Genomic DNA, 24,507 nt, shown 5'->3' with positions numbered 1-24,507 from the left:
TATATGGATATAAAATATTTTATAATTTACTCTAAAAAATTTGAAATTAAATAAAAAATTAATAATATTTTTATATAAATTTAAATATTTTTTATTTATATAATTAGGCTGTCTTACAACAGCCCTAATTATACTTATAAGTCTTATTTTATATAACTTTTATATTTTCATCGCCAGCTAGTTCTCTTAAATATTCTAATACATCTGATTCTAAGTTAACCCATGTATCTTTTGTCATTCTATATTGCTTCCTATCTTCTTCAGTAAATAAATATACAGTAGTATCACCTTTAAAGTAATCAGGCATTGCTCTTAACTCTTTCATTAATTTCTTACCCTCTTCTAGGTTTTTACTTCTAACATATACTTTTGATGTATTTACTTTCTCTAAAGGCTCTACACTTTCACAAATTAATTTAGGTAATTCATCTTCCTTAATATTAACCTTACCTTTAATTACTACTAGAGCATCTTCTTTTAATGAGTCTCTAATTTTATCTAAAGTTTTTGGGAATACTATCACTTCTATTACCCCAGTTAAATCTTCAAGTTTTAGGAATGCCATTATAGTATTGTTCCTAGTTATTTTTTGATTATATTCAGCAATTATTCCACCAAGTATAACTCTTTCATCATCATGAATAATTTCTTCTGGTAAATCTTCCTGATTAAAGCTTTCTTTAATTATTTCATATGATTTATAAATTTTTTCGATACTTGTTGATGTTTGAACTTTTAAGCTTTCTGCATATTCATCTAATGGATGACCTGATAAATATAATCCTGTCATTTCTTTTTCCATAGCTAATAAATTCTTCTTTGGAAATTCTTTTATATTAGGATAATTAACTTCCGGAAGCTCAAGTTCTTCTTCTAATCCAAAGAGACTAATTTGACCATCTATATTTCTTCTCTTTTCGTTAGCTATCCCATCCATTAGTTTTTCATAAACTGCAAGCATTTTAGACCTAAACACATCAAATTTATCTAAAGCACCAGCCTTAATCAAACTTTCAATAGCCCTTTTATTAACAGCTGATAGGTCCAATTTATTTATAAAATCTATTAAAGATTCAAAGTTACCTTTTTTAATTCTTGAATTAACTATTGCCTCAACTACATTATACCCTACATTCTTTATAGCTGCTAATCCGAATCTTATCTTATCACCTTTAACAGTAAATTTAGAGTAACTTTCATTTATATCTGGAGGAAGAACTTGTATACCTAACCCCTCTGCAAAAGATATATAATGAGCTACTTTTTCACTTATTCCCATTACTGAGTTAAGCATTGCTGCAATAGTTTCAACAGGATAATATTTCATTAAATATGCAGTTTGATATCCTATAACTGCATAAGCCGCTGCGTGGGACTTGTTAAATGCATACGAAGCAAAGTCCATCATTTGATCAAAAATCTTATTTGCAGCTTCTTCTGAAATTCCATTTCTCTTACATCCTGGGACTTCAATATTACCATCTTCATCTACTACACCATAAATGAAGTTCTTTCTTTCCTCTTCCATAACCTTGTGTTTTTTCTTAGACATCGCTCTTCTTACAAGGTCACTTCTTCCCATTGAGTAACCAGCAAGTTTTCTTACTATTTCCATAACCTGTTCCTGATATACCATAACTCCGTAAGTAACATTAAGTATATCTTCAAGCTCTGGCGCTACGTATTCAACCTTATCTGGGTTTTGTTTACACTCTACGTATCTAGGGATTTCAGCCATTGGACCTGGTCTATAAAGGGAAATACCCGCTATAATATCTTCAAGACTATCTGGCTTTAATTCTTTCATAAAGGAAGTCATTCCTGGTGATTCTAACTGGAATACACCTGCTGTCTTTCCTTCACCAATCATCTTATATACTTCTTTATCTTCAAAATCTATTTTATCTAAATTAATTTCTATTCCTTGGTTTTCTTTAATCATCTTAACAGCATCATTCATAACTGTTAATGTTCTAAGACCAAGGAAATCCATTTTTAGAAGTCCAAGTTCTTCTAATGTAGTCATGTCGAACTGAGCTACTACAGATTCATCATTCTTTTGAAGCGGTACATATTCAACTAAAGGCTTAGATGCAATAACCACACCTGCTGCATGTGTCGAACAATGCCTTGGTAATCCTTCTAAATCCTTGCTTATATCAATTAGCTCCTTAACTCTATCCTCATTATTATACGCTGACTTAAGTTCCGGATTAACTTCTAAAGCCTTATCTATAGTTATTCCAAGCATATTAGGAATCATTTTAGCTATTCTATCAACTTCAGCATAACTATAATTCATTGCCCTACCGACATCTCTAATGCAAAGCCTTGGAGCCATCGTACCAAAAGTTACAATTTGAGAAACGTTATTTACTCCATATTTCTCAACTACATAATCTATAACTTCTTGCCTTCTTTCATAACAGAAGTCACTATCTATATCTGGCATACTTACTCTCTCAGGATTTAAAAACCTTTCAAAAAGCAAGCTATACTTAATTGGATCTATCTTAGTTATTCCTAATGTAAATGCAACAATTGAACCTGCTGCCGATCCACGTCCAGGCCCTGTTGGAATTCCATTTTCATTAGAAAATCTTATAAAATCCCAAGTAATTAAGAAGTAATCTACATATCCCATCTGCTTAATAACAGAAAGTTCATACTCTAATCTTTCAATATATCCACAAGCTTCTTCATTTTCCTTAAAATAATCCACAAATTCATCAACATTAAGTGGTTTATTTATAAACTCCTTAAATACCTCATATCTTTCAATTAATCCAGAATAGCATTGCTGCCTTAAATAATCATACGGCTCTATACCATCTGGAACTGGGAATTTAGGAAGCTTTGATACGTGAAATTCATAATCAAAGTTGCATTCTCCAGCTATTTTAGTAGTATTCTCTAGGGCTTCTGGAATATAAGAAAACATATCCCACATCTCTTCTGGAGACTTTAGGTAAAACTGATCAGAAGGATATCTTCTTCTATTAGGATCATCCACAGTTTTAGCAGTCTGAATACACATTAATATATCGTGAGATGCTGAATCCTTCTTATTTATGTAATGAACATCATTAGTTGCAACTAAAGGTATTCCTGTTTCTTTAGATAACTTAATGTTAGCTTCTGTAACCTTCCTTTGTTCATCCATTCCGTGATTTTGGATTTCAAGATAAAATCCATCCTTAAAAATATCCTTATATAAAAGCGCTACTTCCTTTGCCCTTTCATAATTATCCTTAAGATGCCACTGTTGGACTTCCCCACCTAAACAAGCACTAAGGGCAATAAGACCATTACTATGCTCTCTTAGGAAATCATGATCTACCCTTGGCTTATAGTAGAATCCTCTTATAGAAGCTTCAGATACTATTTTCATAAGATTTTTATAGCCTTCTTCATTTTTAACTAATAAAACTAAATGGTGGGTACTATTTTCTTTATCATTAACCTTAATATCCATAGACTTTGCTGCTACATATATTTCACAACCAATAATAGGCTTAATGCCCTGCTCCTTGGCTTCCTTATAAAAAGCAACACATCCATACATAACTCCATGATCCGTAATAGCTATACTATCCATACCAAGCTCTTTAGCTCTACTTATCATCTTTTTAACTTTTCCAGAACCATCTAACAAGCTATACTCTGTATGAAGATGCAAATGAGTAAATTTTTTCTCCAAATAAACACCCCCTTGGATTGCTTCGCAATCCCAATTAAAAATTAAGAATTAAAAATGAAGAATTGAGGAAGTAATTCCTTCGTAATTACTAAAAAATCTAATTTTAGAAACTCAGTTTACTGAGTTTCCTCCTTCATTTTACATTCTTCATTATTCATTTTTCATTCCTAATATGTTCCTGATCTAATTTCTTCAGCTATTTTTTCTATTTTTCTTAGCCTATGATTGACTCCTGACTTTCCTACTGGAGGTTCAAGCATCTCTCCAAGTTCTTTTAAAGATTCATCAGGATAGCTAAGTCTAAGCTCAGCAATTTCCCTTAAATTCTTTGGTAACCTTTGAAGTCCAATTTCCCTTTGAATTAACTTTATGCTTTCGACTTGTCTTACTGCTGCATTAACCGTCTTACTTAAATTAGCAGTTTCACAGTTTACTAGTCTATTAACATTATTTCTCATTTCCTTCATTATTCTTATATTCTCAAGCTCTAGTAAGGATGTATGAGCTCCAATAATACTTAAAAGATTCGATATTTGCTCGCCTTCCTTTATATAAATAATAAAGCTATTTTTTCTTTGAATAACTTTAGAGTTTAATCCATAAGTGTTAATTAGCCTAGATAAGTCCTTAGCATATTCTTCACTATGAGTTACAAATTCTAAATGGTAAGTTTTTTCAGGGTTACTTATACTTCCCCCTCCAATAAAGGCGCCTCTTATATACGCTCTTTTTAATTCATCTTCTCTAACCATATTTTCATCTATTCTATAATTTAAAGTTAATACTCCATCAACTTCAGCAAATATACCAGTATCTCTTAATAGATCTCTGACTCCCATATCTTCCTCTATAAGAACCATATAAATATTATTCTTTTTTAAAGAATTACTTTTTTTAACCATTAATTTAGAGTGAATATTAAAATTCTCCTTAAGTAAGCTAAATATATGTCTAGCAGAAGCTGGATTCTCAGTAGTTATCCTAAAGGATAAACCAAGTCCACTAAAAGCTATAGTTCCGCTTACTTTCATTATTGCCGAAATTTCAGCTAATGCTTCTTCCTTACTTAATTCAGAATATCTACATATTTCTCCTTTTACTTTTGATGAAAATGACATATTGCCTATTCTCCTTATTATCTAATCTATCAAATAATTATAACACAAATAGGCAAAAAATTTATAAGAATTTATTACCTAACTTTATATGAAAATTTCAATAACTAAATAATTATCCATTAACCTTCCATAAATATTCCCCTTGTGCTTTTTAACAATATTCTTTACATTATATAGACCATATCCTCTGCCAGTTCCCTTACTAGAAAATCCTTTTTTAAAGAATCCTTCAATATCTTCATTAGAAATATTAATGCCCTTAACAGAATTTTTAACCTCAATTCTGTACTTTTCAAGTTTAGTAATATTAATAATTACATTCTTCTCTAAAGCATTCTTACTTGCCTCAATCGCATTATTTAATAAATTACTCAAAATAATAGTAATTTCTGAATCATCTAATTCTGAATTATCTATATTTGACTTTATATTATATTTAAAGCTTACCTCATGTTGTTCACATTCTACTATCTTACTATATAAAACAGCCTTTACTACAGTGCTTTCAATCTCTAAAATTGAACTTAAGTCATTTGTATTTTGAATATTTACAACATATTTACCTGCTCTCTCTTTCATTTCTGGAATACTTTGAGAAACTTGTATCATAGAATATAACATATTTATATGATTTTTATATTCATGCTCATTGGCTCTTATGTTTTGAATTATCTCATCAAGCAAAGGATTATAAGCATTTTTAACTTCAAGATTTTTATTTTTCAATATAGTTTTATGTAGACTCTTATAAAAACTTATATTTAAGAATATATTTACAAAGATAAGCATATTAATCTCTATTATTACAAGGTTAGGTAATTTACCACTATCATAAATTATCTTAAATATCATAAAGAACATGAAAATATTAATTATTATATTAGAAATAAGAAGATTATTTTCTATATATTCTTCAAAGTCTACATCCTTCTTTTCCCTATATATTTTTAGACCTATTATTAATACTAATATACCTAAAGCGTATATTAATAGATGAATATATCTTAATTCTTTGGTAAGTCCAGTAAATAAATACAAAATAGTAACTATTGAATTTTGAAGAACAAAAGTAACTACTACGCAAATAATCATTTCTGTCAAAGTCACATTCTTATCCTTTTTGTCTATATAAGCTATTGCAATTATTTCTAAAACTAGCAGAATAACATAAACAAATAATATATTTACTGCACTCAATCTATAAAATAGATAACTACAAATAGCAACAACTACACAATACTTTGGTATATTTTTTAGTTTTCCGTTATTAAATAAACCATTGTAAAGTATAACATTCAGCATCATCTCAATAAAAATCATTAAAACAACCATAATTATAATTCCCCTTTGCATTAAAACCACTTTTTAAAAATTTTACTTAATATACTATATTTTAACAAATTTTTATATAATTTGCTATATTACTTATAATTATTGTAGAATTTTAACAAATAATATTACTTTTAAAAATAAAAAAGATCGTAGAAAACACAAATTATCCCATTTTTCTACAATCTTTTTCAATATTTATTTACTCTTTTTATCTCTTTCTTTTATTCTTTGAGAAACATACATATATTCAATAATTTTCTTTCTATCATATAGTAATTTCTTTTCCATTATCGTATCTACTAGAACCTCAGCTAAATATTCAGAGTCATGCTTAACATATCCTTTTTCAATTTTAGCTAAAGAGGCTTCGATAACTTCCACACCTAGACTTTTAAGCTCTTTACTATCTAACTCTACTAATTGGGAACCATCATCTAAATATTTTTCTTTAATATCAGCTGGTATATCCCCTCTATTAGCTATTACATAGTTTACTATTCCTCTACCACCATACTTCTTTAAGACTTTTATATGATCTGAAGCCTTAAATCCATGAGTCTCTCCAGGTTGAGTCATAATATTAGATATATATATCTTAATAGCATCACTTTTTCTAATATATTCTGAAATATCCTTAACTAAAAGGTTAGGTATTACACTAGTATAAAGACTACCAGGTCCTAATACTATCGCATCAGCTTCTTCTATAGCCTTTAAGGCATCCTTTAAAGGTTTCGCATCACTTGGCTCTATCATAAGTCTTTTTATCCTAGCATTTTGCTTTATTGCTTCCTCTGGTATTTGCGATTCTCCTTCAACCAAGTTACCATTTTCAAGCTTAGCCACAAGCTTCATATCTTCTAAAGTAACTGGAAGCACCTTCCCTGTAACTGCTAGTACTGAACTCATCTTTTGGACAGCATCTTCAAAGTTTTCACTTACACCATCCATTGCGGCCAAGAATAAGTTTCCAAAACTTTGATTTTTCAATCTTCCATCCGTAAATCTATATTGTAATAACTCTTCCATTAGAGGTTCTGTATCTGCTAATGCTAAAATACAGTTTCTTATATCTCCTGGAGGAAGCATACCTAGGTCTTCTCTTAAATCTCCAGAACCACCACCATCATCAGCAACTGTTACTATTGCTGTTATATTAGATGTATAATACTTTAATCCTCTAAGCATAGTTGAAAGTCCTGTTCCTCCACCGATTACTACTATTTTAGGACCTTTTACTAACAATCTTTTTTCATATATTAAATTCTCCATTTTTTTGCTATCTATTGATAACTGTATATACCCTTTATTATTTAAGGCAATTATTGATTTCATACTTTCAATAACTGAAATATATATAACTAGCACACCCGTTATATTTAAGAATATATAAAATATCTTATAGTAAATATCATAAACTCTTCTTACAGCAAGTTCTGTAAATCCAAAAGCAATTAGTAGAATTCCAAATATTCCAAAGAATAACCACCGCTTTATCTTAACTCCTGGCCTCAACCAATCTCTAATTCTCATAGCTTTTTAGCTCCTTGATGTACATCCTCTCTTATATCTCTGTGTTCTACAGAAACATTGTAATTTTTCTTTGCTAATGTTTCATATAATGCATTTGCTATTGCAACTGATCTATGTCTTCCACCTGTACATCCAACAGATATAATTAATTGTCTTTTTCCTTCTTTTTTATAATTAGGAATTAAAAACTCTAATAAGTCATCTGTTCTTTTTATAAATCCCTTAGTTTCCTCTTGTGCTAAAACATAGTCCTTTACTGGTTCATCTTTGCCAGAGAAAGGTTTAAGCGTAGGTATGTAAAAAGGATTCGGAATAAATCTTACATCAAAAACTAAGTCTGAATCTACTGGAATTCCATATTTAAAACCAAAGCTTAAAACAGTTATTGAAAGATCTTTTTCAGGCTGATTTGAGTTTCCATAATTCTTACTCATTTCTTCCCTTAAATCTTTAATAGCATATTTAGATGTATCTATTATTATATCTGCTCTATCTTTAACTTCTCTAAGTCTCTTTCTTTCATCATTTATCCCTGTAATAATTCTACTTCCAGGTGCTAATGGATGGCTTCTTCTACTTTCCTTAAATCTCTTAACTAAAACCTCATCTGAGGCATCTAAAAATAATATTTCATATTTAAATTCTTGCTCTTTTAAATAATTGATACTTTCAAATAAATCATCAAAGAAAATTCCACCTCTAATATCTATAACTAATGCAACCTTATCTATTTTGCCTTGACTTTGAACACAAGCTTCTGCAAATTTTGGTATTAGCTTTGGAGGAAGGTTATCTACACAAAAATATCCCATATCTTCTAAGCTTCTTGTTGCTTCTGTTTTACCTGCTCCTGATAATCCTGTTACTATTATAAATCTCACCAAAATTACCTCCCTTAACTTTGAATTTCATATTTAAATTATATCATACTGGTCCATCATAAAGAAGATAGCCCAATTAATAATTAACAATGAATAATTAAGAAGCTTTCACATTACTTTTTTCATTCTTCATTTTTAATTGTTCTACAATTTCGATACTTAAAAAAGGAGAAAAGTCTTCACTTTCCTCCAATATATTATTTATCTCTATTTTCAATAGCTTTCTTTAATAAATCAACAAACTCAATATTTTGCTCCTTAGTTCCAAGACTTACCCTTATCCATCCTGGCATATCTAATAAGTATCCTGGTCTTATTATATAACCATTTCTTAATAAATATTCATGTATAGGCTTATCATCTCCGTTTACATTAACCATTATGAAGTTAGCCTCTGAATGTATATAGTTAAGTCCTATTTCTTTAAATGATTCATATAATAAATCTCTTTGTTCACTATTATATAACTTAACTCTATTAATAAACTCATCATCTTCAATTGCAACTAATGCAGCTCTTTGTGCAAACAAGTTAACATCGAAAGCATTTATAACTCTATTAATATAATCGACTATCTCTTCATTAGCTATTCCGTATCCAAACCTTAAAGACGCTAATCCATAAGCCTTTGATAAAGTCTTTAATATTATCATATTAGGATATTCCTTTAATAATTCTAAAGAATCTGGAAAATCTTTTGAAGTAACATACTCTCCATAAGCTTCATCCATTACTATTATTACATCCTTAGGAATTCTTCCTACCACCTTATCAAAATCTGACTTAGTAAAAATTCCACCTGTAGGATTATTTGGATTACAGAACCAAATTATTTTAGTCTTATCTGTAATTGATGAAACCATTGATTCTATATCTAACCCATTATCTTTTAGTGGTACTTTAACTGGAGTTGCCCCCATAAGTAAAGTATTACTTTCATACCTCGGAAAGGTAATTTCAGCCATTATACTTTCATCACCTTTATCTAAAAAAACTTCACATAGTACATTTATTAAGGAATCTGAACCTGCCCCACAGAAAATCATATCCCTTGTTACATTAAGTTTCTTACTTAATGCTTCTTTAAAATCATATGAAGCCGAATCCGGATACATATTCATTTCATTAACTAGCTCTACCATAAGCTTCTTAACCTTCTCAGAAGTTCCTAATGGATTCTCATTAGATGCAAGTTTTACAACTCTATCTATTCCATACTCCCTCTTTACTTCTGATATTGGCTTTCCTGCAACGTACTTGCCAAGTCTTTTCACTTCTTCTCTAACTTTATATTCCATCCTACATCGCTGCGCTATTTGTAATTAACAATTGGCAATTAGTAATTAACAATTATTGAAGTAATTCCACCGGAATTACAAAAAATAAAATCATTTCAAAACTCCATAGGAGTTTTTTCATTAATTGTTCATTCTTCATTATTCATTGTTCATTGGCGCAGCCCTACCCCCTTTGTTATTTATTGTAATATACTTTTCTTATAATTATATATAAGTTAAATAAAAGTTTCTACCCTTACCTTTCAAATATATTTCCAATAGAACCTAATACACTACCTTGATCCACTGATCTTCCCATATTTTGAGGTGCTGAGGCATATACTCTAGATGCAAGTTTACTGAAAGGTAAACTTTGAATCCAAACCTCTCCTGGGCCTGTTAGTGTTGCAAAAAATAATCCTTCACCACCAAAAACTGCATTTTTAATACCACCTACAAATTGAATATCATAGTTAACATTTTGTGTCATTGCCACTAAACAACCAGTATCAATTTTTAAGGTTTCTCCAGGCATAAGTGTTCTTTTTACTATAGTACCACCAGCATGAATAAATGCTAATCCATCACCTTCAAGCTTTTGTAGAATAAATCCTTCACCACCAAAGAATCCAGTCCCTAATTTCTTAGCAAAAGCTATTCCTATACTAACACCTTTAGCACAACATAAAAAAGAATCTTTTTGACAAATTAATCTTCCACCATAAGCTCTTAAATCCATAGGTAATATTTTACCCGGATAAGGAGCAGCAAAAGCTACTTTTTGCTTTATCATTCCTGTATTAGTGAACGCAGTCATAAATAGACTTTCACCAGTGATTACTCTCTTCGCTGCACTACCAAGTTTACCAAAGAATCCTCCACTTTGAGATTTTTCACTACCATCACCAAAGATAGCATCCATACCGATGAAATTATCCATCATCATCATTGCTCCCGATTCAGCAACTACAGTTTCCCTTGGATCTAACTCAATCTCAACAAACTGCATTTCATTCCCCTTAATTTCATAATCTACTTCATGTGCCATTTTTAATCCTCCTATTTATATTTAATTATCACTGTGGAATCTTACCATATCTATCATAATAAGCAATCCAACAAAAAATGTTGTATAAGTTTCATCTAATACTTCAAGAAAATATCTATCTCTTCCAAAAGTAAATTCCTTATCTATCCTTCCTACTACTGTTCCTGCTACTTTTATTTCATAATGCCTTCCCCAAATACTTGCACTTTCCATTACCATATTTCCATATTGTCCTGATATATTATACTCAGGATTCATAAAACTTTTATCAATAACAGCTACTTCCTGCATATTTTCATCATATGCAATATACTTATGAGCTCCTATTCTTAACTTCTGTTTTAAATATAATATTTTTCTCTTATTTAAATCATATAGGCTTACATTTTTCCCTATATCAAACTTATCCGCTTCTGCTATAAAAACCTTATTTTCATTTTCATCATAAATATCAAATTTTGCTCCAAAAGCTATTAGCCTTTCCTTAACATAAAGCCTTCTCATATAATTCACCTCTAAATATTTATTTTTACCTTTAAATATAGTATATTATACCACTTAATCTATGTCAACTATTTTTAGTATTTTTATTTATATGTAAGCTTTATAAATAGTTATTCATAGGATACTCTCTTTTATAATTTCTAAATAAATAACAAAACACCCTATATTTAAGTAATCCATACATCACTTAAATATAGGGTGTAAATTTATTTATTTTTCATCTTCACCAATTATTCTAACTTCTGGGTGAAGGTCAACATCGAATTTATTCTTAACTTCACTTTGAATATGTGCTATTAAATCTAGTATATCTTTAGCAGTGGCATTGTTTTTATTAATAACAAAGCCTGAATGCTTTTCTGAAACTGCTGCACCACCTATTCTATATCCTTTTAACCCAGCATCTTGAATTAACTTACCAGCATAATATCCAACTGGTCTTTTAAAAGTACTTCCAGCAGAAGGATACTCTAAAGGTTGTTTAGATTCTCTTTTATTAGTTAAATCATCAACTATTTCTTTTATTTTTCTAACTTCACCATGTTTTAACTTAAATCTAGCTGATAAAACAATATAGTTTTTCTTCATTACTATTGAAGATCTATAGCCTAGTTCAAGCTCTTCATTTGATAAAACTTTTATTTCACCGTTGTTATCTATAACTTCAGCACTCTCTATTATATGAGCAATTTCTCCATCATAGGCTCCTGCATTCATAAAAACAGCTCCACCTATAGTTCCAGGTATACCACAAGCAAATTCAAAACCAGCTAAAGAACTTTTTAAAGCTTCATTAGATACATCTTTAAGCATAGCGCCACATTCAGCTTCAACTATTTCATCTTGTACTGTAATGTTTTTTACTTCATTTAATTTAATTACTACACCTTTAATTCCGCCATCTTTTACTAAAAGGTTTGACCCATTTCCTACTACAAAGTAAGGTATGTTATTATTTTTACATATTTCTATAGTTCTAACAACTTGATCTTTCTTCTCAGGAATCAACAGAATATCTGCAGGGCCACCTACTCTAAAATGAACATAATTTTTCATTTCTGCATCTACTATAACATTTTCGCTTTTATAAAACTCTTTAAACAAGCTTTCAAATTTTTTATATTGATTCATACCTAACTCCTTATAAATAACCAGTAATACTTACATAGTATAAATTAAAAATTATTAATTAACAACCCCATAAAAGCCATATTTAAATATTATAAAATATTTGTAACCATTTTATTACTTTTTCTCCTCACCATTAAAGTAGCTTATTATACTATTAGCTGCTTTCCTGTCTATACTAGGAGTTTCTAAGAGCTCTTCATAGGTTGCATTCTTTATATTTTCAACACTTCCAAATTTCATTAAAAGATTTCTCCTTCTTCTTTCTCCAACATTAGGTATATCTTCTAATATAGAATGTAGTGTTCTTTTATCTCTCAAGGTTCTATGATATGTAATTGCAAATCTATGAACCTCATCTTGTATTCTTCTAATCATTTGCATTAAATTTGAACTTCTATTTATAATTAACTCATTATTATTATAAATTATCCCCCTAGTTTGGTGCTTACCATCTTTAACTAAACCACAAACAGGAATGCTTATATTTAGACTATCTAAAACTTCTAAAGCTACATTTACCTGTCCCTTACCACCATCCATCATAATAAGATCTGGGAAACTAGAGAATTTACCACTTGAAAAATTTAATTGCTTCTCTTGAATCTTCTTTATTTCTTCAAGTCCATGCTTAAATCTTCTTTCTAGAATCTCTCTCATACTATCATAATCATTAGCACCCTTTACAGATTTTATTTTGAACCTTCTGTAATCACTATTTTTTGCTCTTCCTTCTTCAAATACCACCATAGTTCCAACAGAATCAACCCCCTGAATATTGGATATATCATATGATTCTATCCTAAAAGGTGGTTCATCTAAATCTAGCATATCTTGAAGCTCTTGTAGAGAAATCCTATTTATTTCTTTTTCTTTTAAATACTTATCTTTAAACTGCTCCAGGGTAATTTTTGCATTTTTCTTAACCATCTCAAGCATATCTTTCTTTTGTCCCTTTTGAGGTATCTTCACCCAAGCCTTAGCCCCTCTTTTAATAGTTAAGAACTCTTCAATAAGTTCAGTGTCATTTACATAAGGTAAATAAATTGTTTTAGGGACCTTAGCTGTACCACCATAAAAGGTCGTAATAAAATCTTCTAATACCTCACTAACTTCATCATCTGCAGTATTTTCAAATATAAAATGCTCTCTACCAATTACCTTGCCATCCCTAGAGAAGAAAACTTGAATACAACTATCCTTTTCATCTTCATAAACATTGATAAAATCTTCATCACCTTCCATAGTCTTAAATATCTTTTGTTTTTCAACTATTGCTTCGATTGCAAGAATTTTATCTCTAAACTTTGCTGCCTTCTCAAATTCTAATTCTTTAGAGGCATCTTCCATTTCCTTTTTAAGAGCATTTACTATAGTCTTATCTTTTCCATTAAGTATATCCATAATATCAGTTATCATTTTACCATATTCTTCTTTTGTAACATATCCAGCACAAGGAGCATCACATTTTTTAATATGATAATTTAAACAAGGTCTAACTGGATCACTATTTTCATTAATTAACATCTTGCAAGTTCTTATAGGAAATATCTTATTAATTAAATTTATAGTTTCATAAACTGCTGTTCCATTTGTATATGGTCCAAAGTATTTAGCTCCATCTTTTGCATATTTCCTAGTTACAAATACCCTAGGAAAATCATCATTATTAGTTATTTTTATAAACGGATAAAATTTATCATCCTTTAATGCAATATTATATCTAGGACTATATTTTTTAATTAAATTACATTCTAAAATTAAAGCTTCCATCTCAGAGTCAGTAACTATATACTCAAATTCAGAAATATTCTTTACCATTACTTTTACTTTTTCAGAGTGATTCTTTGAATTTTGAAAATAGCTTTTTACTCTGTTTTTTAAAATTTTCGCCTTACCTACATATATTACTTCGCCAAGATTATTTTTCATTATGTAGACTCCTGGCTTTTCTGGTAGGTTTTTTAAATGGTATTCAAAATCGAACATTTAAATTACTCCTCCAAATAATCATTTTGCAAGATTAATTTTATCACTACTACTAAATAATACAATAGCAAAGTACTTCAAAAGGAGATAATTTACATACAGAATTATTATCTCCTTAAAATACAGTAATAAATCAATCTCAATACATTAAAAAGGCGAAGTAAAATCTTCAAATTTCTGCCAGGTTGTGTCTTCATTCTCCACTAAAACCTTATTATAATCAAAGCTCCAAGGTATACCTAATGAATTCCAGTGAACACCACCTCGCAATCTTCTTATAAATGGCTTTGTTACCTTATAATAAATTAATGCTTCCTTATTTCCCTTAATGTAATATCCATGAGCACAGCCTGATGGTACGTATATTAAGTTTTTGTTTTCTTCATTGAGATTTACCATAGTAAACTTTCCAAAAGTCTTTGATTCCTTTCTTAAATCAATTACTACATCTTCTATTTCTCCAACTATACATGTAATTAACTTATCATGACCTTCTGGAGGAAACTGAAAATGCATCCCTCTTACAGTCCCTGGTTTTGCTATTGCATAATACTCTTCTTTAAATTCTGTACTTAATCCATATATATTAAACTGACTCTCACTAAAAATTTTGATTAAATCACAAGTACTGTCCATAACCACTGTTGGTGTAATTAAGTAACAACCTTCTACCTCTAAACCCTTAACCCTAAACATACCTAATGTCTCCTTTTATCCTTTCGTATTGAAAATTTAGTCATATTTTAGTATATGCTTAGGGTTAATTGATTTGTTCCACCTTGGATTGGGATGGAAGAAAAATTACTTCCGAACACTACTGGACTTAAAATGTAGAATGAATAATGTAGAATGTAGAATTAATGAAAAAAGCCGTCCTCGACAGCTTTTAGATTAAATATAGAAAGGCTGCAAAAGCAACCTTTCTAAGAAACTTTATTTTCAGTGATTTTGAAAAAATCACATCTTCAATTTTTCATTCTTAATTCTTACTTATTAACTCTTCATTCTTTAATTTTTTCATTACTAATAGCCTAATGTTGCCATTCTAACTACCTTTGAGGCTATATCAGCTGCTGAGCCTGCTCCATTTTCACCTTCTTCAACTATTACAGCTACTGCAATCTGTGGATCATCTACTGGAGCTACAGAAATAAACCACCCATGAGGTATTCCTTCAGATCCATCTTCCAACATATAATCGGCTGTACCAGTTTTTCCACCAGCATTTGTTCCTTCAAAAGCTGGCCATCTGTAAATATTGTTAGAAACCAAGTACCCCATATATTCTTTAATAGTCCCCGCAATATCTTTAGATATTACATCTTCTTTTAAAGCTTTATTCGGATATTCCTTTACAGTGTTTCCGTCCTTATCTACAATTTTATTTACTAATTTAGGTTGCATTAAAACACCATCATTACCAACTGTTGCTGCTACTATGGCCATTTGCATTGGTGTACTTAGCACACTCCCTTGACCTATACCACTTTGAGCAATATTACCTATTTCTTCAGGCTTTAATGTTGGGAATTTACTTGCTGGCATGCTTACGCCAATTCCATTAATTCTTGAATTAAATCCAAATCTTTCTGATACTTCTTTAAGCTTTTCATTTCCCATTTCCATAGCTAATGTACCAAAAACAACATTACTTGATACTCTATATGCCATTTGTAGACTAAGATCTCCATGAGCTTGCTTCATATAGTTATTTAATTCTCTTCCATCAGGGAAAGTGATTTTTCCTGTATCACTAAAAGTTCTATTTACTATACTCGGATCATTTTCTAGTGCTGCTGCTAATGTTACTGTTTTAAATACAGATCCAGGTGGATACATACCATCAACCGCTCTATTTAAAAGTCTAAATTCTTCATCTGCACCTGTGTTAGCATTTTCTATTGCTTGCTCTAAATTACTTGGATCATAAGTAGGCTTAGAAACCATTGCAAGAATCTCTCCTGTCTTAGGATTCAATGCTACTACTGCTCCCTTTAAATCTCCCATAGCGTCATAAGCAACTTTCTGTAAATCGTGATCTAAAGTAGTTACAATTCCATTACCTACTTTTTCCTCATCCCTATTTTCAAAAGCTTTCTTTATGTCAAAATCACTTAAGAAACTTCTTAATCCATTACCAAAGCTATTATATTTTGAAAGTTCAGAGTCAAATTCTTCCTCTAAACCTGTTAAACCAAATCTTTCATCGATATAACCTAAAGAGTGGACATATAAATCGCCATAAGTATATTCCCTACTTTGGTTATCTTTATCTATCCTAACACTCTTAGTTAATGCTTCTCCATCTCTTGAATAAATAGTTCCTCTTAAGACTTCATTTCTCTTTGCCCAAAGTCTTTTGTTACCTGTATCATTTGCTATATCAGGGCCTTTAAATACTTGAAAATATGCTATATAAGATATTAGGGCTATAAAACAAAATAGAAATATAACCATAACATTTCTTACACTCTTAGATAATTCTTTCATAGCTCCTCCTTATTATAATATCTAACACCTATTAGGCCTCAGAAATTTTTTGTAATATGCCTAGTGCAAAAAACATAGTTAACATAGAACTACCACCATAACTAATAAGCGGTAGAGTTATACCTGTTAAAGGTATTACAGTAAAAATCCCACCTATAATAACTAAAGTTTGACAGGCTATCATGGTACTGAATCCAACTGCCACTAATTGACTAAATGCATCATTAGTAACAAAGGCATTTCTAATACCTCTATAAAATAATAAGAAGTATATTATCATTAAACCAACTGCAAATATTATTCCAAACTCTTCACATATTACTGCAAAAATAAAATCACTTTCACTTGCGAAGATTAAATCAGGATATCCGTTACCAAGTCCAACTCCAGACAATCCTCCAGAAGCTATTGCATAAAGCCCTTGAACTATTTGATACCCTTCATCATGGGCATACTGCCATGGATCTAACCAAACCTTAACCCTTCTCTGAACGTGTCCAAATACTCCATAAGCACCTAAGGCTCCCACTACTGAAAGACCTAAACAAGTAAATACGTATTTCTTCTTAGATGTTGCTATGTAAAGCATAGTTACTGATATACCAAAGAAAATTAATGTAGATCCAAGATCTGTTTGTAAAACCATACATACTAATGAAAACATTACTACTAATGCTGGTTCTATAAGCTGCTTAAAATCTTCTTTGATAACATTCTTACTTTCATATTTAATTAAAGCAGATGCTAAATATAGAACTAATGCTATTTTCCCAAACTCAGAAGGTTGAAAGCTAATTGGCCCTAAATAAACCCAGTTCATAGCTCCATTAGTACTTGTTCCTGTTACTAATCCAAATATAAGTCCCATAGGCATTAACACTAAGGTTAATATCATATATATCTTCTTATACCCAGCAAAGCTTTTTAAATCTGGCATAGCTACAACTATAGTTATATAAGCTATTATCCCAAGAACTACCCAGACTAATTGCTTTAATGCAAGACTAGGATCTATTCTATATAATACAGCTATTCCTACTACTGCAAGAATACTTGAGAAAATTAATAAAAACTTATCTCCTTCAGGATAAAATCTTCGAATTAGATAATGAGAAAAACCTATTATAATGCAAAGAACTACTCCTATAATTAATGCCTTTTTATCAAAGGGTTTTTGTAATAAACCTAGGTTTGTAAATAGAAGTAAGCATAATAAATAAATTAATTTAAGAACTCTTTTTTCTAGCTTTAACGTCTTATTCATATTCTCACCTCTATTTTTTATCAGCTCTTATAACCTTAAAAGTTGCACTTCCAATTCTTATATTGTCATTAGCCTTAATCTTACAACGTCCTTTTACCTTAGCATCATTAATAAAGACGCCATTAGTACTATTTAAATCCTCTATCTCTATTTCATTATTTTTAACTATAATTTTAGCATGGTTTCCTGAAACATATTGATCAGTTAATCTTATATTATTTCCTTCTTTTCTACCAATAGTTAACCTATCATTTAATAATAAAACTGATCCTTCTTCTAAGTTTGAGTTATCTCCAGCGCTTAGTACCTCTATTCCAAAATTTCTTTTTGCTGAAGATGGTCTTCTTCTTCCGCCACCCTTAACATCCTTGTACATTATTTTTAATGCATAATAAATTATAAAGTATAGTATTATTATAAAAATCACACCAAAAACAAATGTCATTAGTTCTGAAAAACCCATATTCCACCTCTAAATTACTATTATATTACCATTATATATTAAAACTTATAGCCAAAAATAACAAGAGTACAAGGATTATCTTAACATCTTTTTAAGATATTGGCCTGTATAAGATTTTTTCACCTTTGCAATATCTTCTGGTGTTCCGGTAGCAACTATAGTTCCTCCCTTATCTCCACCTTCTGGTCCTAAGTCTATTATATAATCAGCACATTTTATCATATCTAAGTTATGTTCAATTACTACCACTGTATTTCCCGCATTAACTAATCTTTGTAGAATCTCTACTAATCTACTCACATCATCAATATGAAGTCCTGTAGTTGGCTCATCTAAGATATATAAAGTTTTTCCTGTACTTCTCTTTGAAAGTTCAAAAGCAAGCTTTATTCTTTGAGCTTCTCCTCCTGATAATTGTGTTGATGGTTGACCTAGTCTTATATATCCAAGTCCTACATCATATAATGTTTCTAACTTGTTTTTTATTCTCGGAAGATTTTCAAAGAACTTCAATCCTTCTTCAACAGTCATATTTAGGATATCATCTATTGATTTTCCCTTATATTTAACTTCTAAAGTTTCTCTATTATATCTCTTTCCTTTACATACCTCACAAGGTACATAAACATCTGATAAGAATTGCATTTCAATCTTAATTATTCCATCTCCAGTACAAGCTTCACATCTTCCACCTTTAACATTGAAACTAAATCTTCCCGGCTTATATCCTCTCATTTTAGCTTCTGGTGTTGTTGAGAATAACTCTCTTATAATATCAAATACACCTGTATATGTAGCTGGATTTGATCTTGGAGTTCTTCCTATTGGACTTTGATCTATATCTATTATTTTATCAATATTTTCATATCCAAGAATCTCTTTATGCTCTCCAACTGGATTTTTACTTCTATTAACAAGTCTATTTAATCCCTTATATAAGATTTCATTAACTAGAGTACTTTTCCCTGAACCTGATACTCCTGTTACAGTTGTTAAAGTTCCCAAAGGAATATCAATACTTACATTCTTAAGATTATTCTCCTTTGCCCCTTTAACTTTTATAAAGTTTCCATTTCCTTTTCTTCTTTCAGTAGGAATATCTATCTTCTTTTTACCTAATAAATATTGTCCTGTTATTGATTCTTTAGTGTTCTTAATTTCATCTAAAGTTCCAGCAGCTACTACTTCTCCACCATGTTCACCAGCTCTAGGTCCAATATCAACAATAAAATCAGCTTCTCTCATAGTATCTTCATCATGCTCTACAACTATTACAGTATTTCCTACATCTCTTAAATTTTTAAGAGTACCTATTAATTTATCATTATCTCTTTGATGTAATCCGATACTTGGCTCATCTAAGATGTATAGTACGCCCATAAGCGCTGAACCTATTTGTGTAGCAAGTCTTATTCTTTGAGCTTCTCCACCAGATAGTGTTCCTGAATTTCTAGATAAGTTTAAATAATCTAGTCCTACATCTATTAAGAATTGTAATCTGTTTTTTATCTCCCTAATAATTTGATCACTTATTATCTTATCTTTTTCTGAAAAGTCTATTGATGAAATATACTCTAATTCTTCTTTTATAGATAACTTAGTAAACTCGTTAATATTCTTATCTCCAACTCTAACTGCTAAGGCTTCTTTCTTAAGTCTTGCACCCTTACATTTAGGACATGGATTATTACTCATATACTGTTCTATTTCATTTTTTATATAATCAGAATTAGTCTCTCTATATCTTCTTTTTAGAGAATTAATTTCTCCATCATAAGCATAGTGATATTGTGAAGTTACTCCTTCCTTCTTATAAGTAACATTCATCTTCTTTCCATTTGTTCCATATAAAATTAAATCTAAAGCCTTTCTACTAAGCTCTTTTACAGGCCTACTTAAATCTATATCATATTCTTCACTTAAAGCTTTTAATATAGCAAAAGTCCACGAATCATCCTTAAGTCTTCCTTCACCCCAAGTAGCAATAGCTCCTTCTAATATACTTAAATCCTTATTAGGAATAACTAAATCTTCATCTATCTCCATTAGTGTTCCTAATCCATCACAACTGTCACACTTACCGAAAGGAGAGTTAAAAGAGAATAATCTTGGAGCAAGTTCATCTATGCTCATTCCACATTCCGGACAAGCAAATTTTTCACTAAATAATATATCTTCTCCATCTATAATATTGATTACTACTAGACCTTCTGCAAGTTTTAAGGCAGTTTCAATAGAATCAGATAATCTTCCTTCTATACCTTCCTTAATAATTATTCTGTCCACAACAGCTTCAATATTATGCTTTATATTCTTTTCTAATTTAACTTCTTCTTCTGTTAGTTCATATATAGAACCATCTATTCTTGCTCTTACAAATCCACTTCTTTTTATACTATCTATAACTTTCTCGTGAGTTCCTTTTTTGCCTCTAATAACTGGAGCTAATACTTGAAGTTTAGTTCTATCCCCAAGAGCCATAATACTATCCACAATTTGATCAACAGTTTGTTGCTCTATTGGGATTTTACATTTAGGACAATAAGGCTTTCCAACTCTTGCATATAATAATCTTAAATAATCATATATTTCAGTTACTGTTCCTACAGTAGAACGTGGATTTTTACTAGTTGTCTTTTGATCTATAGATATTGCTGGTGAAAGTCCTTCTATATACTCTACATCAGGCTTATCCATTTGACCCAAGAATTGTCTTGCATAAGATGAAAGAGATTCAACATATCTTCTTTGTCCCTCTGCATATAGGGTATCAAATGCTAATGATGACTTTCCTGAACCAGATAGTCCAGTAAATACTACTAATTTATCTCTAGGTATTTCTAAAGAAACATTTTTTAAATTATTTACCTTAGCACCCTTTATTATAATTTTATCTTTCATTTCTAATACCTCTTCTAATTTTACTCATTCTTCGAACAAGCGTTCTTTACTATATTCTAAATTTTATTATATTTATTGTCAATTATATATTAAAGTATTTACTAAAAAAGAATGTAATAAACCTCCCCTAGACTTATTACATTCTTTAATAATTTTATTCATTAATTACGAATTCAAAACCACCACTTTTATCCTTAGCTATGAAATTTATATCTATTTCTATGATGCCATCACCTTCATCAACTATATCAAAACTAGTAATTATCGAACTTCCCTTATATAAATTTTCACTAACACTCTCTCCAAAACCAGATTTACTAATAAACTCATATTCTTTTGATTCTCTTTCAAATTCTATATCTTCAACATTTTCAGTTTTTAATTGTAATATATTACTTTCATAACTTTCAAATGTAGTATTATATTCATTATCTTGAACTAGTTTATTATTTAAATCTACTATTAATTTTTTACCATATTTTTTATCATAAAAAATACCATCACATTTAAATATAATATTGCTATCTTTAACTTCACCTTCAAATTCTATCCTTTTATCACCACTTGGATATGATAATAAGTTTGACATTTCATACTCAATTCCTTTATCATCTATTAATACTGGATTTTGAAAGCTTACAAAATTATATTCATCACTATTCAAACTAAAACTTAAACTAGTCCTTGTCTTAGAAGAGTTTATACTTTTTATTTCAATATCTCCAACTTCTGTTTTGATTATATTATTACTAATATCAATATCATTTTTACCTTTTCCAAATTTATCTTCTAATTTTATTGGCACCTTAAAAACTGCTAGGCTTTCAGATCTATCCTTATTATAAATATTAAATATCATTAAAAATTCTTGCTCAAATTTTTCAAAATTACATTGAATATAATTTCCACTCTTGCCATAAGCCTCTGTAGTATGACTATAAAATGCACTTATTTTATCTTCCTCATTTTGATTTAATAAATCTACTTTTACATTATATTCTTCTTCTACTTCATATTCTATCCATATAGTTTTATAATCACCAACTACATTGCTTACCTTTAATTTAATTCCATTTATCTCATTTTCATATCCTATATTTTGAACTAAATTTGCCTCTACAGCATTACTAAATCCCTTATCCATTGTTAAAAGCTCAGCTAATTTCCCTATTATGGGTAGACTTTGAGCTACTATTGAAACCTTAGGCACTAAATTTAAAACAAGAAAAATAGACATAAATGAAGCTGCAACTATTTTAACTATTAATCCTATTTTATTATTTTTCTTCTTACCTTCATGAATAAACTTACTAACTAAGAAATCTAAGTCTTCTGGAGTCTCAATATTTTTATAAGCTATTTTTTCTTTTTCAAATATATCCTTCATAACTATTCCTCCTCAATTTCTTTTCTTAGTAAATTTAAGGCTTTATGAATTTTATTTTTCACTTGAGATTCCTTTAAATTTAATATTTCTGAGATTTCTCTTATTTTGTAACCATGAAAATACTTTAGTATAATTATTACTCTAAGTTCTTCATTTAAATTTTCAATTAATAAATTGAAACCATCACCTTGAACTTTGGATTTATTAATTAAAACTTCCATATCTTTATCTTCTACCAATACAGTTCTAGAATTTTTTCTAATATAGTCTATTGCTGTATTTATCATAAGCCTTATAAACCAATTATCAATATTATCTAAGTCTTTTACATTTCCAAGCTTATTGTATGCTTTCACTATACTCTCATGTATTACATCCATAGCATCATCTTTATTTTTTAAATAAACATAGGATATCTTAAATAATTTTTCCTTATTAATATCAATATACTCTTCGAAAATCTTTTCCCTATATCTCTTAAACATATTTTTCTCCCCAATCCCAAGCCTAATTTACCCTCTATACCTTATAGACGAATAAGAAAGTATTTTTGTTTAAATTAAATATTAAAAAATTAGGCTACCTATAGTAGCCTAAACCCCTTCAAAATCAAATAAAGGAATAAAGCTTTCCTTATCTGTTCCCTCTTCTTGTATAAATCCATTTTCAACACCTATACTTAAAGCATAATCTATAAGTGCTTCATAATGTTTTTGATTTAATGGCTTATTTAGTTCTGGGTAGATCTTTACGTGCTCAAGAGGTGTGTACTGATTCATAATGCTAATATAAACCTTATTTCCATATGTATTGTGAATATAGTCTATTATTTTCTTTGAATCAAATAGCAAGCCTGGCAACATAAGATGTCTTATTATTACCCCTTTTTTTATTATTCCACTCTTATCAAATTTAACTTCTCCAACTTGATTTACCATTTCTTCAATAGCTTCTTTAGCATATAAAAAGTAATCTTTTGCTTTAGAGTATTTCATTGAATACTTACTATTAAAGTACTTCATATCTGGTAAATAAACGTCTATATATCCTTTTAAAAGTTTTATAGTTTCTATATTTTCATAACCACTACTATTATAAATTATAGGAAGATTCAGCCCTTTTTCCTTTGCTATTTTTAACGCTTCAATGATTTGAGGTACATAGTGTGTTGGAGTAACTAAATTTATATTTAAAGCTCCTTTTCCCTGTAGCTCTAAGAAAATTTCTGCTAATCTATCTATAGTTATTTCTTTTCCAAAAGAGCATTGACTTATATTATAGTTTTGACAAAAAACACACTTTAAAGTACAGTAAGAAAAAAATACTGTACCTGAACCAATATTACCTGATATGCAAGGTTCTTCCCAATAATGAAGGGCAGCTCTTGCCACCCTTATATTCTTTCCAGCTCCACAATATCCTGTTTTATCTTTTAATCTATTTATGCCACAATTTCTTGGACATAACTTACAACTTTCTAATAACTCCATAC

General features: G+C 29.7%; 18 protein-coding genes. All 18 read right to left on the bottom strand.

Annotated elements, in window-relative coordinates:
- Positions 1-148: 148 nt before the first annotated feature.
- The 18 genes from GPX08_RS14360 to GPX08_RS14275 all read right to left on the bottom strand — a co-directional run bounded on the left by GPX08_RS14360 (position 149) and on the right by GPX08_RS14275 (position 24,505).
- The gene (locus GPX08_RS14360) at positions 149-3,700 is read right to left on the bottom strand and encodes a DNA polymerase III subunit alpha (protein ID WP_156627500.1); all 3,552 of its coding nucleotides are present in this window, start codon (positions 3,698-3,700) and stop codon (positions 149-151) included.
- Positions 3,701-3,867: 167 nt separating this feature from the next.
- Positions 3,868-4,818, bottom strand: a complete 951-nt coding sequence (gene whiA, locus GPX08_RS14355; RefSeq protein ID WP_156627499.1) for a DNA-binding protein WhiA — start codon at positions 4,816-4,818, stop codon at positions 3,868-3,870.
- A gap of 84 nt (positions 4,819-4,902) precedes the next feature.
- On the bottom strand, positions 4,903-6,150 hold the full coding sequence (locus tag GPX08_RS14350; RefSeq protein ID WP_156627497.1) for a GHKL domain-containing protein: 1,248 nt from the start codon (positions 6,148-6,150) through the stop codon (positions 4,903-4,905).
- Between the two features lie 195 nt (positions 6,151-6,345).
- Positions 6,346-7,683, bottom strand: a complete 1,338-nt coding sequence (yvcK, locus tag GPX08_RS14345) for a uridine diphosphate-N-acetylglucosamine-binding protein YvcK (RefSeq protein ID WP_156627496.1) — start codon at positions 7,681-7,683, stop codon at positions 6,346-6,348.
- Positions 7,680-8,564: an RNase adapter RapZ gene (gene rapZ, locus GPX08_RS14340; RefSeq protein WP_156627494.1), complete on the bottom strand. Its 885-nt coding sequence runs from the start codon at positions 8,562-8,564 to the stop codon at positions 7,680-7,682. The genes yvcK and rapZ overlap by 4 nt, the downstream gene beginning before the upstream one ends.
- Positions 8,565-8,761: 197 nt before the next feature.
- Positions 8,762-9,862: a histidinol-phosphate transaminase gene (locus GPX08_RS14335; RefSeq protein ID WP_156627493.1), complete on the bottom strand. Its 1,101-nt coding sequence runs from the start codon at positions 9,860-9,862 to the stop codon at positions 8,762-8,764.
- Positions 9,863-10,097: 235 nt separating this feature from the next.
- Positions 10,098-10,889 carry a TIGR00266 family protein gene (locus GPX08_RS14330; RefSeq protein WP_156627490.1) on the bottom strand — a complete coding sequence of 264 codons (792 nt, stop codon included), beginning with the start codon at positions 10,887-10,889 and terminating at the stop codon, positions 10,098-10,100.
- Between the two features lie 21 nt (positions 10,890-10,910).
- The gene (locus tag GPX08_RS14325; RefSeq protein ID WP_156627489.1) at positions 10,911-11,393 is read right to left on the bottom strand and encodes a hypothetical protein; all 483 of its coding nucleotides are present in this window, start codon (positions 11,391-11,393) and stop codon (positions 10,911-10,913) included.
- A 210-nt stretch (positions 11,394-11,603) separates the two neighbouring features.
- Positions 11,604-12,524: a UDP-N-acetylmuramate dehydrogenase gene (gene murB / locus GPX08_RS14320; protein ID WP_156627487.1), complete on the bottom strand. Its 921-nt coding sequence runs from the start codon at positions 12,522-12,524 to the stop codon at positions 11,604-11,606.
- 114 nt (positions 12,525-12,638) lie between these two features.
- Entirely contained in the window at positions 12,639-14,510 is a 1,872-nt protein-coding gene (uvrC, locus tag GPX08_RS14315) for an excinuclease ABC subunit UvrC (protein WP_156627485.1), read from the bottom strand.
- A 147-nt stretch (positions 14,511-14,657) separates the two neighbouring features.
- Positions 14,658-15,206: a dTDP-4-keto-6-deoxy-D-glucose epimerase gene (locus GPX08_RS14310; RefSeq protein ID WP_156627484.1), complete on the bottom strand. Its 549-nt coding sequence runs from the start codon at positions 15,204-15,206 to the stop codon at positions 14,658-14,660.
- A 327-nt stretch (positions 15,207-15,533) separates the two neighbouring features.
- A complete protein-coding gene (locus tag GPX08_RS14305; protein WP_156627482.1) occupies positions 15,534-17,000 on the bottom strand; it encodes a penicillin-binding protein 2 in 1,467 nt (488 codons plus the stop codon).
- A 31-nt stretch (positions 17,001-17,031) separates the two neighbouring features.
- Positions 17,032-18,264 (bottom strand): FtsW/RodA/SpoVE family cell cycle protein, encoded by a 1,233-nt coding sequence (locus tag GPX08_RS14300; protein ID WP_156627481.1) that lies wholly within the window; start codon positions 18,262-18,264, stop codon positions 17,032-17,034.
- Between the two features lie 10 nt (positions 18,265-18,274).
- Positions 18,275-18,727, bottom strand: coding sequence for an FHA domain-containing protein (locus tag GPX08_RS14295; RefSeq protein WP_156627478.1), 453 nt, complete (start codon positions 18,725-18,727; stop codon positions 18,275-18,277).
- Positions 18,728-18,802: 75 nt separating this feature from the next.
- A complete protein-coding gene (gene uvrA / locus GPX08_RS14290) occupies positions 18,803-21,628 on the bottom strand; it encodes an excinuclease ABC subunit UvrA (protein ID WP_156627477.1) in 2,826 nt (941 codons plus the stop codon).
- 154 nt (positions 21,629-21,782) lie between these two features.
- On the bottom strand, positions 21,783-23,015 hold the full coding sequence (locus tag GPX08_RS14285) for a DUF4179 domain-containing protein (RefSeq protein ID WP_156627475.1): 1,233 nt from the start codon (positions 23,013-23,015) through the stop codon (positions 21,783-21,785).
- Between the two features lie 2 nt (positions 23,016-23,017).
- Positions 23,018-23,500, bottom strand: coding sequence for a sigma-70 family RNA polymerase sigma factor (locus GPX08_RS14280; protein ID WP_156627474.1), 483 nt, complete (start codon positions 23,498-23,500; stop codon positions 23,018-23,020).
- 108 nt (positions 23,501-23,608) lie between these two features.
- Positions 23,609-24,505 carry a radical SAM protein gene (locus tag GPX08_RS14275; RefSeq protein WP_156627473.1) on the bottom strand — a complete coding sequence of 299 codons (897 nt, stop codon included), beginning with the start codon at positions 24,503-24,505 and terminating at the stop codon, positions 23,609-23,611.
- Between the last annotated feature and the right edge of the window lie 2 nt (positions 24,506-24,507).

Origin of the sequence: Clostridium tertium (genome assembly GCF_902652255.1) — a bacterium.
Taxonomy (GTDB): domain Bacteria; phylum Bacillota; class Clostridia; order Clostridiales; family Clostridiaceae; genus Clostridium; species Clostridium tertium_A.
Note: the sequence above shows the minus strand (reverse complement) of the source record. Positions and strands in the feature narration are given on the sequence as shown.

Excerpts from the sequence above, each read along its gene's own strand:
- GPX08_RS14335 (WP_156627493.1), bottom strand. The coding sequence starts at position 9,862 with ATGGAATATAAAGTTAGAGAAGAAGTGAAAAGACTTGGCAAGTACGTT.
- whiA (WP_156627499.1), bottom strand. The coding sequence starts at position 4,818 with ATGTCATTTTCATCAAAAGTAAAAGGAGAAATATGTAGATATTCTGAA.
- murB (WP_156627487.1), bottom strand. The coding sequence starts at position 12,524 with ATGAATCAATATAAAAAATTTGAAAGCTTGTTTAAAGAGTTTTATAAA.
- uvrC (WP_156627485.1), bottom strand. The coding sequence starts at position 14,510 with ATGTTCGATTTTGAATACCATTTAAAAAACCTACCAGAAAAGCCAGGA.
- GPX08_RS14295 (WP_156627478.1), bottom strand. The coding sequence starts at position 18,727 with ATGGGTTTTTCAGAACTAATGACATTTGTTTTTGGTGTGATTTTTATA.
- GPX08_RS14350 (WP_156627497.1), bottom strand. The coding sequence starts at position 6,150 with ATGGTTGTTTTAATGATTTTTATTGAGATGATGCTGAATGTTATACTT.
- GPX08_RS14325 (WP_156627489.1), bottom strand. The coding sequence starts at position 11,393 with ATGAGAAGGCTTTATGTTAAGGAAAGGCTAATAGCTTTTGGAGCAAAA.
- GPX08_RS14305 (WP_156627482.1), bottom strand. The coding sequence starts at position 17,000 with ATGAAAGAATTATCTAAGAGTGTAAGAAATGTTATGGTTATATTTCTA.
- GPX08_RS14310 (WP_156627484.1), bottom strand. The coding sequence starts at position 15,206 with ATGTTTAGGGTTAAGGGTTTAGAGGTAGAAGGTTGTTACTTAATTACA.
- GPX08_RS14280 (WP_156627474.1), bottom strand. The coding sequence starts at position 23,500 with ATGTTTAAGAGATATAGGGAAAAGATTTTCGAAGAGTATATTGATATT.
- yvcK (WP_156627496.1), bottom strand. The coding sequence starts at position 7,683 with ATGAGAATTAGAGATTGGTTGAGGCCAGGAGTTAAGATAAAGCGGTGG.
- uvrA (WP_156627477.1), bottom strand. The coding sequence starts at position 21,628 with ATGAAAGATAAAATTATAATAAAGGGTGCTAAGGTAAATAATTTAAAA.
- GPX08_RS14300 (WP_156627481.1), bottom strand. The coding sequence starts at position 18,264 with ATGAATAAGACGTTAAAGCTAGAAAAAAGAGTTCTTAAATTAATTTAT.
- GPX08_RS14330 (WP_156627490.1), bottom strand. The coding sequence starts at position 10,889 with ATGGCACATGAAGTAGATTATGAAATTAAGGGGAATGAAATGCAGTTT.
- GPX08_RS14285 (WP_156627475.1), bottom strand. The coding sequence starts at position 23,015 with ATGAAGGATATATTTGAAAAAGAAAAAATAGCTTATAAAAATATTGAG.
- GPX08_RS14275 (WP_156627473.1), bottom strand. The coding sequence starts at position 24,505 with ATGGAGTTATTAGAAAGTTGTAAGTTATGTCCAAGAAATTGTGGCATA.